The 18148-nt window shown below is 64.7% G+C and carries 13 protein-coding genes and 4 tRNA genes; 12 read left to right on the top strand and 5 right to left on the bottom strand.

The window, feature by feature from the left end; all coding sequences use genetic code 11:
• Positions 1 to 86 precede the first annotated feature (86 nt).
• From ACW9UL_RS14535 to ACW9UL_RS14510, 6 genes are all read left to right on the top strand, one after another.
• Entirely contained in the window at positions 87 to 1250 is a 1164-nt protein-coding gene (locus ACW9UL_RS14535) for a glycosyltransferase (RefSeq protein ID WP_457787443.1), read from the top strand.
• A 173-nt stretch (positions 1251 to 1423) separates the two neighbouring features.
• A complete protein-coding gene (locus ACW9UL_RS14530; protein ID WP_457787442.1) occupies positions 1424 to 2617 on the top strand; it encodes a glycosyltransferase family 4 protein in 1194 nt (397 codons plus the stop codon).
• Positions 2617 to 3576 (top strand): NAD-dependent epimerase/dehydratase family protein, encoded by a 960-nt coding sequence (locus ACW9UL_RS14525; protein WP_457787441.1) that lies wholly within the window; start codon positions 2617 to 2619, stop codon positions 3574 to 3576. The genes ACW9UL_RS14530 and ACW9UL_RS14525 overlap by 1 nt, the downstream gene beginning before the upstream one ends.
• The gene (locus tag ACW9UL_RS14520) at positions 3576 to 4580 is read left to right on the top strand and encodes an MraY family glycosyltransferase (RefSeq protein ID WP_457790967.1); all 1005 of its coding nucleotides are present in this window, start codon (positions 3576 to 3578) and stop codon (positions 4578 to 4580) included. Before ACW9UL_RS14525 ends, ACW9UL_RS14520 begins: the two co-directional genes overlap by 1 nt.
• 105 nt (positions 4581 to 4685) lie before the next feature.
• Positions 4686 to 6686, top strand: coding sequence for a polysaccharide biosynthesis protein (locus ACW9UL_RS14515; protein WP_457787440.1), 2001 nt, complete (start codon positions 4686 to 4688; stop codon positions 6684 to 6686).
• An 86-nt stretch (positions 6687 to 6772) separates the two neighbouring features.
• On the top strand, positions 6773 to 7096 hold the full coding sequence (locus ACW9UL_RS14510; RefSeq protein ID WP_457787439.1) for a ComEA family DNA-binding protein: 324 nt from the start codon (positions 6773 to 6775) through the stop codon (positions 7094 to 7096).
• Between the two features lie 621 nt (positions 7097 to 7717).
• On the opposite strand, the gene ACW9UL_RS14505 is transcribed toward ACW9UL_RS14510, so the two are convergent.
• Together ACW9UL_RS14505 and ACW9UL_RS14500 are read right to left on the bottom strand one after the other, a co-directional pair.
• Positions 7718 to 7793 (bottom strand) — tRNA-Asn (locus ACW9UL_RS14505).
• 258 nt (positions 7794 to 8051) lie between these two features.
• Positions 8052 to 9248, bottom strand: a complete 1197-nt coding sequence (locus tag ACW9UL_RS14500; protein ID WP_457787438.1) for an amino acid aminotransferase — start codon at positions 9246 to 9248, stop codon at positions 8052 to 8054.
• Positions 9249 to 9484: 236 nt separating this feature from the next.
• Here ACW9UL_RS14500 and uvrB point away from each other — a divergent pair, with 236 nt between their 5' ends.
• A complete protein-coding gene (gene uvrB / locus ACW9UL_RS14495; RefSeq protein ID WP_457787437.1) occupies positions 9485 to 11500 on the top strand; it encodes an excinuclease ABC subunit UvrB in 2016 nt (671 codons plus the stop codon).
• Between the two features lie 69 nt (positions 11501 to 11569).
• On the opposite strand, the gene ACW9UL_RS14490 is transcribed toward uvrB, so the two are convergent.
• The 3 genes from ACW9UL_RS14490 to ACW9UL_RS14480 are packed head-to-tail and all read right to left on the bottom strand — an operon-like array spanning position 11570 to position 15093.
• Positions 11570 to 12460, bottom strand: coding sequence for an EamA family transporter (locus ACW9UL_RS14490; RefSeq protein ID WP_457787436.1), 891 nt, complete (start codon positions 12458 to 12460; stop codon positions 11570 to 11572).
• Positions 12461 to 12503: 43 nt separating this feature from the next.
• Entirely contained in the window at positions 12504 to 14054 is a 1551-nt protein-coding gene (locus ACW9UL_RS14485; RefSeq protein WP_522731729.1) for an MDR family MFS transporter, read from the bottom strand.
• The gene (locus ACW9UL_RS14480) at positions 14044 to 15093 is read right to left on the bottom strand and encodes an HlyD family secretion protein (RefSeq protein WP_457787435.1); all 1050 of its coding nucleotides are present in this window, start codon (positions 15091 to 15093) and stop codon (positions 14044 to 14046) included. Before ACW9UL_RS14480 ends, ACW9UL_RS14485 begins: the two co-directional genes overlap by 11 nt.
• A 104-nt stretch (positions 15094 to 15197) precedes the next feature.
• Here ACW9UL_RS14480 and ACW9UL_RS14475 point away from each other — a divergent pair, with 104 nt between their 5' ends.
• The 5 genes from ACW9UL_RS14475 (at position 15198) to ACW9UL_RS14455 (ending at position 18147) form a co-directional block, all read left to right on the top strand.
• On the top strand, positions 15198 to 16118 hold the full coding sequence (locus ACW9UL_RS14475) for a LysR family transcriptional regulator (RefSeq protein WP_457787434.1): 921 nt from the start codon (positions 15198 to 15200) through the stop codon (positions 16116 to 16118).
• 33 nt (positions 16119 to 16151) lie between these two features.
• Complete coding sequence (gltX, locus tag ACW9UL_RS14470; RefSeq protein WP_122108484.1) at positions 16152 to 17633, top strand: glutamate--tRNA ligase; 1482 nt, start codon at positions 16152 to 16154, stop codon at positions 17631 to 17633.
• 177 nt (positions 17634 to 17810) lie between these two features.
• Positions 17811 to 17886, top strand: a tRNA-Ala gene (locus ACW9UL_RS14465).
• A 60-nt stretch (positions 17887 to 17946) separates the two neighbouring features.
• Positions 17947 to 18022, top strand: a tRNA-Glu gene (locus ACW9UL_RS14460).
• Positions 18023 to 18071: 49 nt separating this feature from the next.
• Positions 18072 to 18147, top strand: a tRNA-Ala gene (locus tag ACW9UL_RS14455).
• Position 18148 lies beyond the last annotated feature (1 nt).

Below are 18148 nucleotides of genomic sequence, written 5' to 3'. Positions count from 1 at the left end.
CTCCCAGCTTCATTCCTTACGACTAAGAAGAGCGAATTATATTGCAGTCGATGGCTGATGGATTTAAAGCGAGTGCGCGAGTTGAAATGTTGGTGTGGAACACATTTCTCAATGACGCCCGAGTATTCAATGAGGCGCAGACTCTGGCACAGGCTGGCTATGTCGTGACGGTGAATGCGCTGGCGGCGCCCGGGGTTGCCCTGGATTTCGAAAGGCTGGCGGCTGGCTTTGATGTGCGCCGCTTTGGTGCTCGCCATGGCAGCAGGCAACTCGCGGCGAAAAAGTCGCGCGGGAGATCCTCTTTCTTAGGGCTGCTCTTGCGAGCACTGTCGCGCCTGGGTACGCAACTGAGCATGCTGGTATCGGTGTGCAGAGCCAGGCCCAATGTGGTGCACGCTCACGATGTAAACATGCTGCCACTGGCTTGGCTTGCCGCTTGTTGGTGCCGGTCCGCGTTGGTGTATGACGCTCATGAAATCAGCACGCATCGAGAAGGCTATCGTTCTATCAGGCCGCTTGTAGCTTGGCTTGAGCGAAAGATCATGCCACGTGCGTCCGGTGCTATTACCACCACGGATGCGCGTTCCAAGTTTTTTGCCCGGGCCTACAAAGTGCCCCGGCCATTGGTGTTGCAGAACCGTCCCAGGCACTACTGCGCGCAGGGTAGTAATCGTATACGGACTGAGCTGGGCTGGGATCGGCAGTGGCCAGTTGTAATTTACCAAGGTGGGCAACAGCCGGGGCGAGGCTTGTGTCTGCTGGTGCAAGCAATGGCTCAGGTGCCAGAGGCCTGTCTGGTAATGGTGGGCGGTGGCCCGTTGCACGACGCATTGCGCGCTCAGGCGTCAGAGTTGGGGCTGGAACAACGTGTTCGTTTTGTTCCGACGGTGCCGCTGGCCGAACTGCCGCGTTATACGGCGTCCGCGGATATCGGTGTACAACCCATCGAAAATACCTGCCTCAATCACTACACCACCGATTCCAACAAGCTATTCGAGTATGTGCAGGCCGGTTTGCCGGTGGTCGCTTCCGACCTGCCGGAGATCCGCCGCATCGTTAGGCAGCACGATCTTGGCCTACTGGTACCGGCTGGCGATAGTGAGGCGCTTGCCGACGCGCTACGGCGCATGGTCGCGGATGTCCGGCTTCGCCAGCATCATGCGCAGCGGGCTCGCGCTGCCGCGGCCGCGCTGAGCTGGGAGGTGCAGGAGCATCTGTTGATCGACATGTATCGCCGGGTCTTGGGTTAGCAATTTTTTTGCAATCTTTCGGATAGGGTTCGTTAAGCTTGCGCGCTTGCGAAACTGAAGCAGCAGATCGTCAGCAAAGAAGGGTTGAGTGCGCATGATGAGTGTCATGGTGAAGAGGGGGGGCGTCCTGCTGTGGCATGCAGGTGCCGACTGCTGCGTCACTGCGGATATGTATGTCTAAGCGAATACTGCTGCTTACCTTCTTCTATCCCCCTGATCTGTCGGCGGGTTCCTTTCGCGCACTGGCTCTGGTTGAAGCTCTTCGGCGCCGCGCCGGTGCGGATATACAAATCGACGTGCTAACGACCCAGCCCAATCGCTATGCCTGTCATGCATCCGAAGTCGACTCGTCCGAGGAGTCGCCTGGGTTGTATGTCCGGCGTGTGCACCTGCCGCAGATGCGCGAGGGGTTCGTCGGCCAGGCCGTTTCCTTTTGGCGCTACGCCCGACGGGTTCGTTGCCTGACAGCTGCCGGGAACTATCACCTGGTGGTGGCTACCTCATCTCGTCTGATGACCGCGGTGCTGGGGGCATGGGTCGCCTATCGTCGTAAGACGCGGCTTTATCTGGATATCAGAGATATTTTTGTCGAGAACCTCTATGTGCTCTTCCCGAGGTGGGTTGCCGCTCCGTTGCAGTTGGCCTTTGGCTCTTTGGAGCGTTCGGCGGTAGTGCGGGCCGATCGGGTGAGCCTGGTTTCCCGAGGCTTTCTCGGTTATTTCCAGCCGCGCTATCCGATGCGGCACTTTCCCGTGTTTTCCAATGGAGTGGATGAGGCCTTCGTGAGATTCACGGCGGACATGCAGAAGGCATTGCCGCGCCCGGTTGCCGAGCCGGTGCAGGTGTTGTACGCCGGCAATCTCGGCGACGGGCAGGGCATGCACCTGATTTTGCCGGAGTTGGCCAGGCGCTTGCGCGGACGTGCTCATTTCCGTGTCGTGGGGGCCGGCGGGCGTAGTGAGCTCCTACGTGAGGCGCTGCGGCCGATGGATCTGGATAATGTCGAGTTGCTCCCTCCCGTGGCTAGGGAGCATCTGTTGGAGTTCTATCGCGAAGCGGATGTGCTCTTTCTCCATTTGAACGATTACTCTGCCTTCAGACGAGTTCTGCCTTCCAAGCTGTTCGAGTATGCCGCGACCGGTAAACCCATCTGGGCCGGTGTCGCGGGCTATGCGGCAGAGTTCATCGCCGCCGAGCTGACCAATACCGCGGTTTTTGCGCCCTGCGATGTCGAGGCGGCGCTTGAAAGTTTCGAGCGACTGGAGCTTGGGCTGACTGATCGCGCGGCGTTCGTCCACCGCTACGGGCGTGCGCGGATCATGGACGAGATGGCGCAGGACATCCTGCAGCTGCTGGAGCCGGTCTGATGCAGGTATTGGTCAGTGGGGCGAATGGCCTGGTTGGCGCGGCGCTGCTGCGCCGTCTAGCGCGTGAACCTGCCATGCAGCCGGTTGCTGGCGTGCGCGTGCTGGCGGCGGGCGATCTTCAGTGCGAGCAGCGGGCCTTGGGCGATCTGGCCAGGGGGCAAGTTGTTGCGCAGGCGCTGCGCGGGGTCGAAGTGGTGGTGCACGCAGCCGCTCGGGTGCATGTGATGGAGGAGAGCGAGCAGGACCCGCTGGCGGCGTTCAGAGCGGTCAACGTGGAGGGGACGCGTGCCTTGCTCAAGGCCGCGGCCCATGCCGGGGTGCGGCGCTTCGTCTTGGTCAGTTCGATCAAGGTCAATGGCGAGGTCAGTCTGCCGGGCCTGCCTTTCTCCGAGCAGGACGCGGCGAACCCACAGGATGCCTATGCCCGTTCCAAGTGGGAGGCGGAGCAGCTCGTGCGGGCGTTCTGCGAGCAGCATGGCATGGAGTGGGTGGTGGTGCGGCCGCCGCTGGTTTACGGGCCCGGCGTAGGGGCCAACTTCCGGCGCATGATGCAGGCGCTGGCGCGTGGTCTGCCGCTACCGCTGGGGAGTTTGCACAATCAGCGCAGTCTGGTGGCGCTGGAGAACCTGGTCGATTTTCTCGCCTGCTGCGCGAGTCATCCGGCGGCCGCCAATCAACGCTTTCTGGTGAGCGATGGTCGGGATCTGTCCGTGACCGAGCTGAGTCGCGCGCTGGCCGCCGCGCTTGGCTCGCGCTCCTGGTTGGTGCCGCTGCCCGGCGCCTGGCTGTATGCCGGCCTGCTCCTGCTAGGGCGGGCGGCGGCGGCGCAACGCCTGTGTGGCGAGTTGCGGGTCGATAGCGGCAAGGCCCGCGCCTTGCTGCATTGGCAGGCGCCGCAGGGCGTCGATGAGGCATTGGTCGCCACTGTGCAGGACTTCGTCCGGGGGGGCGGGCAATGATGCCGTTATGGCTGCTGGGCGTGCTGCTGGTGTCCTGGGGGCTGACCGGTGGGGTGCGTCGCTACGCACTGGCGCGCAGCCTGCTGGATGTGCCCAATGCACGCAGCTCGCATGCGGTGCCAACTCCGCGTGGCGGCGGACTGGCCATTGTCCTGGCGTTTCTCGCGGTACTGCCCATATTGGCCGTGGAGGAGGTGCTGCCTTGGCCGGCGATGTGGGCGCTGCTGGGTGGCGGCGCCTGGGTGGCGGCGCTGGGTTTTCTCGACGACCACGGCCATGTCGCGGCGCGCTGGCGTTTGCTCGGGCATTTCATCGCGGCAGCCTGGGTGTTGACGTGGCTGGGCGGCTTGCCGCCGTTGCGGGTGGTCGATGTGCCGCTGGAGCTGGGCTGGCTGGGTCATGGGCTGGCGCTGGTCGGCCTGGTATGGTTGCTCAATCTCTACAACTTCATGGATGGCATAGACGGTATCGCGGCGGTCGAGGCCATCTGCGTGTGCCTCGGGGGGGCGTTGCTCTATGGGCTGCTTGGCCATCAGGCCCTGGCCTGGACGCCGTTGGCACTGGGGCTGGCGACATTGGGTTTTCTGTACTGGAACTTCCCACCGGCGCGGATCTTCATGGGGGATGCCGGCAGTGGCTTTATCGGTTTGATACTGGGCGCTCTGGTGGTGCAGGCTGCATGGGTAGCGAGCGAGTTGTTGTGGGCCTGGCTAATCCTGCTCGGAGTGTTCGTGGTGGATGCGACCTGGACTTTGCTGCACCGCCTGCTGAGGCGCGAGCGGGTCTACGAGGCGCACCGCAGCCATGCTTACCAGTTCGCCTCGCGCCGGTTTCAGCGGCATCTGCCGGTGACGTTGGCGGTGGCGCTGCTGAATCTGCTCTGGCTGTTGCCCCTGGCCGCTGGCGTGGCGCTGGGCTATTTGGATGGCGCTGCGGGATTGCTTCTGGCCTATAGTCCCTTGGCGTGGCTGGCATGGCGTTTCGAGGCAGGTGCAGCGGAGTAGCCCTGGCACCGTTTATCGGGAGCGCATGCGGAGCTTTGGCGTTATTCGAGTTATGCGGGTCGATATGAGGTCGATGGACCGCCACTGGACGATCAAGAGGAACGGATGACGGATAAGCTGCGCAAGAGGCTGGTCAAGTTGCCGCGGCGCTACAAGCGCCTGCTGCAGGTTACGGTGGATATCGGCCTGGTCTGGCTGGCGCTGTGGCTGGCATTCGTGGTGCGCCTGGGGTTCGACAAGCGCATCGATCCCTGGGGCGACCACCTCTGGCTGTTCGCCGCGGCGCCTTTGATCGCCATTCCCTGTTTTATCCGCCTGGGTATGTACCGCGCGGTGATGCGCTATTTCGGCAACGATGCGCTGCTGGCGATCTTCAAGGCGGTCACGCTCTCCGCCCTGACGCTGGCGCTGGCCGTCTACTGGTATCGCGAGCCGCCAGCGCTGGTGCCTCGTTCGCTGGTGTTCAACTACTGGTGGCTGAGCCTGTTCATGATCGGCGGGCTGCGCTTGCTGATGCGTCAGTACTTCATGGGCGACTGGTATGTGGCGGCGCGGCAGATGCCGTTCGTGAATGCCAGTCGTGCGGGGTCTTTGCCCAAGGTGGCAGTCTATGGCGCCGGTGCGGCAGGCAACCAACTGGTTGCCGCCCTGCGCATGGGGCGCTCCATGCAGCCGGTGGCGTTCGTCGATGACGACGACAATATCGCCACGCGAATCATCGCCGGCCTGCAGGTCTACAAGCCCAAACACATCCAGCAGATGATCGAAGAGACCGGGGCGCAGGAAATCCTGCTGGCGGTGCCCTCGCTGTCGCGGGCTCGACGCCGTGAAATCCTCGAGTGCCTAGAGGGCTTTCCGCTGCATGTCCGCACGGTTCCCGGGTTCATGGACCTGGCCAGCGGACGGGTGAAGGTCGACGACTTGCAGGAGGTCGATATCGCCGACTTGCTCGGACGCGATCCGGTGCCGCCGAATCAGGCGTTGCTGGAATACTGCATCCGCGATCAGGTGGTGATGGTGACCGGGGCCGGTGGCTCGATTGGTTCCGAGCTGTGCCGGCAGATCGTCGCCAGCGGCCCCAGGGTGCTGGTGCTGTTCGAGCACTCGGAATACAACCTCTACAGCATTCACACCGAACTGGAGCAGCGTATTCGGCGCGAATACCTGTCTTTGCAGCTGGTGCCCATCCTGGGCTCGGTGCGTAATCCCGGGCGTTTACTGGATGTGATGCGGACCTGGCGCGTGGCGACGGTCTACCACGCGGCGGCCTACAAGCATGTGCCGATGGTCGAGCACAACATCGCCGAGGGCGTGCTGAACAATGTGATGGGTACCCTGTACGCCGCCCAGGCGGCAATTCAGGCCGGTGTCGAGCATTTTGTGCTGATTTCCACGGACAAGGCGGTGCGGCCGACCAACGTGATGGGCAGCAGCAAGCGTCTGGCGGAGATGATCCTGCAGGCGCTCAGCCGCGAATCGGCTCCCGTGCTGTTCGGCGAGGATGGGGTGCACCGGGTCAACAAGACGCGTTTCAACATGGTGCGTTTCGGCAATGTGCTGGGCTCGTCCGGTTCGGTGATCCCGCGCTTCCACGAGCAGATCCGCCGCGGCGGGCCGGTGACCGTGACCCATCCCAAAATCACCCGCTACTTCATGACCATCCCGGAGGCGGCTCAGCTGGTGATCCAGGCTGGGGCCATGGGACAGGGGGGCGATGTGTTCGTGCTGGATATGGGGCAGCCGGTGAAGATTCTCGATCTGGCCGAGAAGATGATTCACCTGAGCGGCCTGAGTGTTCGTTCGGAGCGCAACCCGCATGGCGATATCGCCATCGAGTTCACCGGCCTGCGGCCCGGCGAGAAGCTCTACGAAGAGCTGTTGATCGGCGACAACGTCAGCGAAACCGAGCATCCGATGATCATGCGGGCCAACGAGGAAATGTTGCCGTGGGATGTCTACAAGCGGGTGTTGCAGGACTTGCTGGACGCCGTGGAGCGCGATGACTACGACCGCGTGCGGCAACTGCTGCGCGAAACGGTGAGTGGTTACCGACCCGAGGGGGAGATCGTCGACTGGATTCATCAGCAGCGCCGTTCCGACTCCTGATTTGACAGACGGGTATCAGCGTCTAGTTTGTACTTCGTGGACTGAGGAAGTCCCATTCAGATGAACTAATGACAAGGACGATAATCATGCTGAAAGCCCGTCTTTCTTCCCTGCTGTTCGCTGTTCTCGCTTTTCTCTCCCTGGCTGCCGTGGCCGCCGAAACGCCGAAAACCGAAAGCGCCAAGCCGGCTGCCGTGCAGGTGGCGCAGGTGGCCGTGGTCAATCTGAACACCGCCGATGCGGATACCCTGCAGCGCGAGCTGGCGGGTATCGGCGAGACCAAGGCCAAGGCGATCGTGGCGTACCGTGAGGAACACGGTAACTTCGCGTCGGTCGACGAGTTGCTGGAGGTCAAGGGGATTGGCCAGGCGACGCTGGAGAAGAATCGCGACAAGTTGAGTGTGAACTGACGCCTGGCGGCGTTGCCATTTGGGCCGGTCCTTGACCGGCCTTTTTGCTTTTAGGCGGCGTATTTTGTCGGCGCCAGGCCTTGGCTCTCGAGTGCTGCCGGTGCGCACGGCGCACCCTAGGTTGAGTGTCCGCAGGCAATAAAAAAACCAGCGGTCAGGCTGGGTTCTCGAATTTGGCTCCGCGACCTGGACTCGACGGCGCGAGCCGAACGCGCTTTGGCGCGGCCCCGAAGGGGTGAGCGCAGCGAATAACCTGGGGCAGGGTCCCTGGTGAGAGTCCACAGGCAATAAAAAACCCAGCGGTTAGGCTGGGTTCTCAAATTTGGCTCCGCGACCTGGACTCGAGGGCGTCAGTCGAACGCGCTTTAGCGCGGCCCCGAAGGGGTGAGCGCAGCGAATAACCTGGGACAGGGTCCCTGGTGAGAGTCCACAGGCAATAAAAAACCCAGCGGTTAGGCTGGGTTCTCGAATTTGGCTCCGCGACCTGGACTCGACGGCGCCAGCCGAACGCGCTTTAGCGCGGCCCCGAAGGGGTGAACGAAGCGAATAACCTGGGACGCAGTCCCTGGTGAGAGTCCGCCGAAAACGAAAAAGCCCCGCTATGAACCGAGGCTTTAAATTTGGCTCCGCGACCTGGACTCGAACCAGGGACCCAATGATTAACAGTCATTTGCTCTACCGACTGAGCTATCGCGGAACAACGGCGCGTATGTTACTGATTAAAAAAGAGAAGTCAACACTTTGCAGTGACTTCTAGGTGGCCAGGATTCGGGGCGTTCAGCGTTGGTGTCGTGGGAAGGGGCTTTAGTCGCGACAGATCGCGGCTACGAGTGCATGGATGCAGGAGGTAGAGTGACGCAGGACGCTAAAGCCGAAAGCCGCTCCTACGTTGCGTTGTTGTGCGGCGCATAAAAAACGCCGGCTTCGAGCCGGCGTTTTTGTTTATCGCAGAGGCTTACAGCACGGCATGAATCGCGCGGGTGACGCTGTCCAGGTTGCCTTTGTTCATCGCGGCGACGCAGATGCGGCCGGTGCCGACGGCGTAGATGCCGAACTCGTTCTTCAGCCGCTCGACCTGCTCCACGGTGAGGCCGGAGTAGGAGAACATGCCGCGTTGCTCGGCGACGAAGCCGAAGTCGCGCTTGGCGCCCAGGGCGGCCAGTTGCTCGACCATGGCCAGGCGCATGCCGCGGATGCGCTCGCGCATTTCGCCCAGCTCGGCCTCCCACATGGCGCGCAGTTCGGGGCTGTTGAGCACGCTGGCGACCACGGTGGCGCCGTGGGTCGGCGGGTTGGAGTAGTTGGTGCGGATCACGCGCTTGAGCTGCGACAGCACGCGCCCGGCTTCTTCCTGGCTGCTGGTGACTATGGACAGCGCGCCGACGCGCTCGCCGTACAGCGAGAAAGACTTGGAGAAGGAGCTGGAAACGAAGAACTCCAGGTCGGATTCGGCGAACAGGCGTACCGCTTCGGCGTCCTGTTCGATGCCGTCGCCGAAGCCCTGGTAGGCGATGTCGAGGAAAGGCACGTGCTCGCGCTCGCGCAGCACTTCCAGCACGGCCTTCCAGTCGTCCAGCTGCAGGTCGACGCCGGTCGGGTTGTGGCAGCAGGCGTGCAGCACGACGATGGAGCGCGCCGGCAGGTTGCGCAGGTCTTCGAGCAGGCCGCCGCGGTTGACGCCGTTGCTGAAGGCGTCGTAGTAGCGGTAGTTCTGCACCGGGAAACCGGCGGATTCGAACAGCGCGCGGTGGTTCTCCCAGCTCGGGTCGCTGATGGCCACGACCGAGTCGGGCAGCAGGCGCTTGAGGAAGTCGGCGCCGATCTTCAGCGCGCCGGTGCCGCCGAGGGCCTGGGTGGTGATCACGCGGCCGCCTTCGAGCAGGGCGGAATTGGCGCCGAACAGCAGTTTCTGCACCGCCTGGTCGTAGGCAGCGATGCCTTCGATCGGCAGGTAACCGCGCGGTGCGTGGGCCTCGATGCGCGCCTTCTCGGCCTCGGCTACGGCGCGAAGCAGCGGAATTCGCCCCTCCTCGTTGTAGTAGACGCCCACGCCGAGGTTGACCTTGGTGGTGCGGGTGTCAGCGTTGAACGCTTCGTTGAGGCCCAGGATGGGATCGCGCGGAGCCATTTCGACGGCGGAGAAGAGACTCATGATGGATGCGGCAGCTCGAAGGTGAGGGTGGGAGGCCAGGCGACCCCGAAAACTCGCGCTAGGGGGTCGCGTAAACGGGGCGCTAGTATAGCGACCCTGAGTCTGGGGGGCGACAGCGCAAACGCCTGAATTAAGGGCTTTCGCCAGGTAATTCGAGCGGGTTTGTCCATCGCCCGCAGTTAGCAGCTTTGACGTAGTCTGTCAGGGCGCGTCACAGCCGTTTGTCGAGGTCAGTCATGACGGAATTTCAACTGGTAACCCGCTTCAAGCCGGCCGGCGATCAGCCGGAGGCGATCCGGCAGATGGTCGAAGGCCTGGAGGCGGGCCTGTCGCACCAGACCCTGCTCGGCGTGACCGGTTCGGGCAAGACCTTTTCCATCGCCAACGTGATCGCCCAGGTGCAGCGCCCGACCCTGGTGCTGGCGCCGAACAAGACCCTGGCCGCGCAGCTGTACGGCGAGTTCAAGGCGTTCTTCCCGCACAACGCGGTGGAGTATTTCGTCTCCTACTACGACTACTACCAGCCGGAAGCCTATGTGCCGTCGTCCGACACCTTCATCGAGAAGGATGCCTCGATCAACGACCATATCGAGCAGATGCGCCTGTCGGCGACCAAGGCGCTGATCGAGCGGCCGGACGTGATAGTGGTCTGCACCGTCTCCTCGATCTACGGCCTGGGCAGCCCCGAGGAGTACCTGAAGATGGTGCTGCACCTCGACCGCGGCGACAAAATGGATCAGCGCGACCTGCTGCGCCGCCTGGCCGAGCTGCAGTACACGCGCAACGACCTGGACTTCGCCCGCGCCAGTTTCCGCGTGCGCGGCGACGTGATCGATGTGTTCCCCGCCGAATCCGAACTGGAGGCGATCCGCGTCGAGCTGTTCGACGACGAAGTCGAGAGCATCAGCGCCTTCGACCCGCTGACCGGCGAGGTGATCAAGAAGCTGCCGCGCTTCACCTTCTACCCCAAGAGCCACTACGTCACCCCGCGCGAGACGCTGCTCGGTGCGGTGGAGAACATTAAGGTCGAGCTCAAGCAGCGTCTGGACTACCTGCGCGGTGAGGGCAAGCTGGTGGAGGCGCAGCGCCTGGAGCAGCGCACCCGTTTCGACCTGGAGATGATCCTCGAGCTGGGCTACTGCAACGGCATCGAGAACTACTCGCGCTACCTCTCCGGGCGCGGTCCCGGCGAGCCGCCGCCGACCCTGTACGACTACCTGCCGGACGAGGCGCTGCTGGTGATCGACGAGTCTCATGTCTCGGTGCCGCAGGTCGGTGCCATGTACAAGGGCGACCGTTCGCGCAAGGAAACCCTGGTGGAGTACGGCTTCCGCCTGCCGTCGGCGCTGGACAACCGGCCGATGCGCTTCGAGGAGTGGGAGGCGGCCAGCCCGCAGACCATCTTCGTCTCGGCCACGCCCGGGCCCTACGAGGCCGAGCATGCCGGGCGGGTGGTCGAGCAGGTGGTGCGCCCCACCGGTCTGGTCGACCCCGAGGTGGAGGTGCGCCCGGCGCGCACCCAGGTCGACGACCTGCTGTCGGAGATCCGTCTGCGCGTGGCGGTCGAGGAGCGGGTGCTGGTCACCACCCTGACCAAGCGCATGGCCGAGGACCTCACCGACTACCTGGGCGATCACGACGTCAAGGTGCGCTACCTGCACTCGGACATCGATACCGTGGAGCGGGTGGAGATCATCCGCGACCTGCGTCTCGGCGCCTTCGATGTGCTGGTCGGCATCAACCTGCTGCGCGAGGGCCTGGACATGCCCGAGGTGGCGCTGGTGGCGATTCTCGATGCGGACAAGGAAGGCTTCCTGCGCAGCGAGCGCTCGCTGATCCAGACCATCGGCCGCGCCGCGCGCAACCTCAACGGCAAGGCGATCCTCTATGCCGATCGCATCACCGGCTCGATGGAGCGTGCCATCGGTGAGACCGAGCGGCGCCGCGACAAGCAGATCGCCTTCAACGCCGCCCATGGCATCGTGCCCAAGGGGGTGAAGAAGGACGTCCAGGACATTCTCGAAGGCGCCACCGTGCCCGGCGCGCGCAGCAACAAGCGCAAAGGCATGGCCAAGGCGGCGGAGGAGAGCGCCCGTTACGAGAGCGAACTGCGTTCGCCGAGCGAGATCGCCAAGCGCATCCGCCAGCTGGAAGAGAAGATGTACCAGCTGGCCCGCGACCTGGAGTTCGAGGCCGCGGCGCAGCTGCGCGACGAGATCCACAAGCTGCGCGAGCGCCTGTTGCAGGTGTAGCCCGGATGCAATCCGGGGGGATGTTAAGGCGGGAGATTTCCCCGGATTGCATCCGGGCTACGTGAGCCGTTAGCGCCGGCCAAAGATGATCAGCATCACCCCGCCCAGGGTGATCGCGCAGGCCAGCAGCGCCAGCAGGCTCAACTGTTCGCCCAGCAGCAGGTAACCCAGCAGCAGCGCCACCACCGGGTTGACGAAGGCGAAGGTGGCCACCAGGCTCGGGCGCACCTCGCGCAGCAGCCAGAAGTAGGCCGGGTAAACGCCCAGGCTCACCGGCAGCACCAGGTAGGCCAGCCACAGCCAGGCCTGGCTGGAGGTGGCGGCCAGCTGCAGGCCTTGCCAGTCGCCGTGCCAGAGGCCGAACAGGCCGAGCAGCAGGGCGCCGATCAGCATCTGCAGGCTCAGCCCCAGCCAGCTGGAGCGAAACGCCGGGCGGCCGCGCAGCAGCCACACGCCGCAGGCCCAGAACAGCGTCGCCGCCACCACCATGGCGCCGGCCAGCCATTGTTCGGCGCTGGCCGCGCTGCCCAGGGCGTTGTTCATCAGCAGCACGATGCCGCCGCAGGCCAGCGCCAGGCCGGCCAGCACCCAGAGCGGCGGGCGTTCGCCGAGCAGCCATTCCAGCGCCACGCTCCACAGCGGCAGGGTGGTATAGAGCATCGCCAGCATGCCGGTGGGCAGGTACTGGTTGGCGTAGATCAGCGCGCCCTGGCCGACCGCGATCAGCGACAGGCCGCCGATCAGCACGCCGCCCCAGTCGCTGCGCTGCAGGCGCAGTTGCCCGCTCAGCGCCACCCACAGCAGCGCCAGGCCGCCGGCCAGGGCGAAGCGCAGGCAGCCGATGACGAAGGGCGGCAGCTCGCGCAGGAGGAAATGGTTGGCCAGGTAGGTGGTGCCCCAGCCGATGTAGATGGTGGCGAAGGCACCGATCAGCAGCAGGGCGCGGGAGGTTTTGAGCATGCAATACCGCAACGAAAAAACGCGCCGCAGTGGGCGCGTGGGGTCAGTGGGCGGCGCTACCTGTGGCGCCGGCTGGCAGGCGGCGGGTCAGTAGCATGGCGAGCATGCTCAGGCCCAGGGCGATGCCGATGAAATGAAAGGCGTCATTGTAGGCCATGATCGCCGCCTGCTGGTGGGCGATTTCGCTGAGCTTGGCCAGCGCCGCCTGCTCGCTGCCGAGCGTCTGGGTCAGCAGTTGCAGGCGTTCGTCCAGCTGCGCATTGGTCGGCACCAGGGCTTCGCGCAGGTAGTCGAAATAGACCTTGGCGCGGGCATCCAGCAGGGTCGCGAGCAGGGCGATGCCGATGGCGCCGCCGAGGTTGCGCAGGATGTTGAACAGGCTCGAGGCCGAGCCGGCGTCCTGCGGCAGCATGTAGGCGGTGGCGATCAGCGACAGGGTCACCATCACCAGCGGCTGGCCGAGCGCGCGAATGAGCTGGATGTGCTGGAACTGTTCGCCGGCGAAGTTCGGCTCGAGCACCCCCGAGGCGAAACTGGCCGCACCGAACAGGGCGAAACCCAGGGCGCACAGCCACTTCGGCGAGACGAATGTCATCAGCTTGGGCACCAGCGGGATCAGCAGCAGCTGCGGCAGGCCCATCCACATGATCACCTCGCCGATCTGCAGCGCGTTGTAGCCCTGGATCTGCGCCAGGTACAGCGGCAGCACGTAGATCGAACCGTACAGGCCCACGCCCAGGCCGAGGCTGGCGATGCTGGCCAGGGCGAAGTTGCGCTCGCGCAGCACGCCGAGGTTGATCAGCGGGTTGGGTTTCGACAACTGCAGGATGACGAACAGCGCCAGGCTGATCAGGGCGATGCTGCCCAGGCCCTGGATCAGGCCCGACTCCAGCCAGTCCTTGCGGTGGCCTTCCTCGAGAAACACCTGCAGGCAGCCCAGGCCCAGGCCGAGGGTGAGGATCCCGGCGTAGTCGGTGGTGCGCAGCAGCGGCCAGTGTGGCGCCTTCTTCTCCAGGCCGTAGAGCAGCCCGGCGATCATCAGCAGGCCCGGCGGCACGTTGATATAGAAGATGTACTGCCAGCCCCAGTTCTCGGTCAGCCAGCCGCCCAGTGTGGGGCCGATGGACGGGGCGAAGGTGGCGGTGATGGCGAACAGCGCCATGCCCTTGGCGCGGTGGTGCTCCGGCAGCTTGATCAGGGTCAGGGTGAAGGCCAGCGGGATCAGTGCGCCGCCGGTGAAGCCCTGCAGGGCGCGGAAGACGATCATGCTCTCCAGGTTCCAGGCCATCGAGCACAGCAGCGAGGAGGCGAGAAAGCCCAGTGACACCCACAGCGCCAGGCGCCGCGCCGAGAGCAGCTGCACCAGCCAGGCGGTCAGCGGAATCATGATGATCTCGGCGACCAGGTAGGAGGTGGAGATCCACGAGCCTTCCTCGAGGGTGGCAGCCAGCGCGCCCTGGATGTCCTTGAGCGAGGCGTTGGTGATCTGGATATCCAGCACCGCCATGAAGGCGCCGAGCATGGCGCTCATCACCGCGATCCAGTCGCGCCGGCTGGGCTCCGCCGTCGGGCGCAACAGGGCATCAGCCGCCATGCTGGGCGTCGTCGCGGATGTCGACATGCACCTCGACCGACATGCCGGGGCGGATCAGCCCCTGCAGCGGGTGGTCGGCGGCGAAGGTCAGCTTGACCGGGATGCGCTGCACCACCTTGGTGAAGTTGCCGGTGGCATTGTCCGGCGGCAGCAGGCTGAACTGCGCGCCGGAGGCGGCGAACAGGCTGTCGATGCGGCCCTCGATGGGGGTGCCGGGGTAGCTGTCGAACACCAGCTCGGCGCGCTGGCCGGGGCGCATGCGGCCGATCTGGGTTTCCTTGAAGTTGGCCTGCACCCAGATGTCGCGATCCGGCACCAGCGACAGCAGGTAGCTGCCGCTCTGTACCACCTGGCCTTCGCGCGCCGCACGCTGGCCGACGAAGCCGCCGATGGGCGCGTGGATCCGGGTGCGGGCGAGATCCAGCTCGGCCTGCTCCAGGTCGACGCCGGCGGCGAGGATCAGCGCGTCGAGGCGTTTCACCTCGGCCTCCAGCGCCGCGGTCTGCTGGCGCTGCGCCTGCAGGTCGGCGGCGGCCTTGGCCCGCTGCGAGCGCGCCACGCGCTGGTCGGCGGCCAGGGTGGTGACCCGCTCCTCGGAGACGTAGCCGGGCTTGCGCAGGGCCTGGGCACGGCCGAGATCGAGCTGGGCGCGTTCCAGGGTGGCCTGGCTGGCGGCCACTTCAGCCTGGCTGGCGGCGATCAGGCTGCTCTGCTGCGCCAGTTTGCTGCGCGCCTGGTCGAGTTGCGCCTGGTAGTTGGCCAGGGCGGCGCGGGCGCGCTGGCGGGCCAGGCGAAAATCGCTGTCCTCCAGCACCGCCAGCAGCGCGCCGGCCTCGACGTGCTGGTTGTCGCGCACCAGCACCCGCTCGATGCGCGCGTTCAGCTGGCTCGATACCCGGGTGATCTCGCCCTGCACGTAGGCGTTGTCGGTGCTCTGCAGGTGACGGCCGACCAGCAACCAGTGGCCGAACAGGGCGGCGGCCAGCAGGCCGAGCAGGGTGGTGAAGAGCAGGAGGCGGTGTTGCAGGGGAGCGGGCATGCGGGGGCTCGGCTTGGGTGAAAAATGTAAGCAAATTTAACGATGTTCACTTTTCGCTAGTAGCCGGTAGACTTGGCAAACTTTGTTGCTTGTGGGGAACAATCATGGGGCTGGACGACGCGCTGATCTTCACCCGCGTGGTGGAGTGCCACAGCTTCACCCAGGCGGCCAGCAGCCTGGGCATGCAAAAATCCACGGTGAGTCGGCGCATCGCCCTGCTCGAGGAGCGCCTCGGCGTGCGCCTGCTCAACCGCACCACGCGCAAGCTGCGCCTGACCGAGGTGGGCCAGGCCTACTACGAGCGTTGCCGGCAGATCATGCTCGACTTCGCCGAGGCCGAGCAGGCGGTGATGCAGCTGCAGCGCGAGCCCTCGGGGCTGCTGCGGATCAGCGCGCCGATCGAGTTCGGCCAGCTGTTTCTCGGTCGCGTGCTCGGCGAGTTCATGCGCCAGTACCCGCAGATCAGCGCCGAGGTGGAGCTCAGCTCGCGCCTGGTCGATCCGCTGGAGGAGGGCGTGGACATCGCCATCCAGGTCGGCCAGCCGCAGGACTCCACGCTGATCGCGCGCAAGCTGTTCGAGAGCGGCCGGCGCCTGTGCGCCAGCCCGGCCTACCTGGCGGCGCACGGCACACCGCGCAGCGTCGCCGAGCTGGAGGGGCATCGCGCCATCCTCCTGCAGCACGACGCGCCGCGTTACTGGCCGCTGCTCGGCGAGAGCGTGCCCTGCCAGCGGGTGCTGACCTGCAACAACATCACCTTCGCCCGCGAGGCGGCGCTGGCCGGCGCCGGCATCGCCGGCCTGCCGCTGATGATCAGCGACGAGGCGGTGCGCGCCGGTCGTCTGGTCGAGCTGCTGAGCCAGGCGCGCCTGCCGCTGGGTGAGGTCTATGCGGTCTATCCTTCGCGACGGTTCCAGGCGATGAAGGTCAAGGCCTTCCTCGATTTCCTCATGGCCAGCCTGCCGCTCAGCGCCGGCGGCCTGCTGGAGCCCGGCGCCCCCGGCCTGTTAACATCGCCGGCTTGATTGAACCCACGCTTCGACTGTCCGAGAGCCTTCATGACCACCGTTCGTACCCGTATCGCGCCATCGCCGACCGGCGATCCCCACGTCGGCACCGCCTATATCGCGCTGTTCAACCTGTGCTTCGCCCGTCAGCACGGCGGTCAGTTCATCCTGCGCATCGAGGACACCGACCAGCTGCGTTCGACCCGCGAGTCCGAGCAGCAGATCTTCGACGCCCTGCGCTGGCTGGGTATCGAGTGGGACGAGGGCCCGGACGTCGGCGGCCCGCACGGCCCGTACCGGCAGAGCGAGCGCGGCGCGATCTACAAGCAGTATTCGGACGAACTGGTCGGCAAAGGCCATGCCTTCCCCTGCTTCTGCAGCGCCGAGCGCCTCGACGAGGTGCGCGCGCAGCAAATGGCCAACAAGGAAACCCCGCGTTACGACGGTCATTGCATGCACCTCGACCCGGCCGAGGCGCAGCGCCGCATCGCCGCCGGCGAGTCGCACGTGGTACGGATGAAGGTGCCGAGCGAGGGCGTCTGCGTGGTGCCGGATATGCTGCGCGGCGACGTCGAGATCCCCTGGGATCGCATGGACATGCAGGTGCTGATGAAGGCCGACGGCCTGCCCACCTACTTCCTGGCCAACGTGGTCGACGACCACCTGATGGGCATCACCCATGTGTTGCGCGGTGAGGAATGGCTGCCGTCGGCGCCCAAGCTGATCAAGCTCTACGAATACTTCGGCTGGGAGCAACCGGCGCTGTGCTATATGCCGCTGCTGCGCAATCCGGACAAGAGCAAGCTGTCCAAGCGCAAGAACCCCACCAGCATCACCTTTTACGAGCGCATGGGCTACCTGCCGCAGGCCATGCTCAACTACCTCGGCCGCATGGGCTGGTCGATGCCGGACGAGCGCGAGAAGTTCTCCCTGAACGAGATGATCGAGCACTTCGACATCAACCGGGTGTCGCTGGGCGGTCCGATCTTCGACCTGGAAAAACTCTCCTGGCTCAACGGCCAGTGGCTGCGCGAGCTGCCGGTGGAGACCTTCGCCGCCGAGGTGCAGAAGTGGGCGCTCAATCCCGAGTACCTGATGCAGATCGCGCCGCACGTGCAGGGCAGGGTGGAAACCTTCAGCCAGATCGCGCCCTTGGCCGGCTTCTTCTTCTCCGGCGGCCTGAACCTGGACGCCAAGCTGTTCGAGCACAAGAAACTGTCACCCGACCAGGTGCGCCAGCTGATGCAGCTGATCCTGTGGAAGCTCGAGGCCCTGCGCCAGTGGGAAAAGGAGCGCATCACCGGCTGCATCCAGGCGGTGGTCGAGCACCTGGAGCTGAAGCTGCGCGACGCCATGCCGCTGATGTTCGCCGCCATCACCGGCCAGGCCAGCTCGGTGTCGGTGCTCGATGCCATGGAAATCCTCGGTCCGGACCTGACCCGCTTCCGTCTGCGCCAGGCGCTGGAGCTGCTCGGCGGTACTTCGAAGAAAGAAGCCAAGGAGTGGGAGAAGCTGCTGGCGAGCATCGCCTGAGCTGGGGTGTGCCGCGCGCACCGCGGCACTCTCGGTTGTGGCGGTGCGCACGGCGCACCCTACGGGACGTCGCGCGACCCTAAGTAGTTGTTCTAGTGGCAAAAACTTTTGGCTGGCAGGAAAAATGTTGTTGACAGCCAATCGGGGCGCTCTTAACATGCGCCCCGTCCTCGAGATGGGGCTATAGCTCAGCTGGGAGAGCGCTTGCATGGCATGCAAGAGGTCAACGGTTCGATCCCGTTTAGCTCCACCAATCTCGACTCCTCCGGGAGTGCCAGAATCGGTGTAGATCGATTCACGATCAGGGTCTTGCGTCCCCTTCGTCTAGTGGCCTAGGACACCGCCCTTTCACGGCGGTAACAGGGGTTCGAGTCCCCTAGGGGACGCCACTTATTCCAGCCGCAACGCTCAGGCGTTGCAGCCAGACCGCAAGGTTTCGGGGCTATAGCTCAGCTGGGAGAGCGCTTGCATGGCATGCAAGAGGTCAACGGTTCGATCCCGTTTAGCTCCACCAA

The organism is Pseudomonas sp. PL-6, from assembly GCF_054110165.1.
This window is presented reverse-complemented; position numbering and strand designations above follow the sequence as displayed.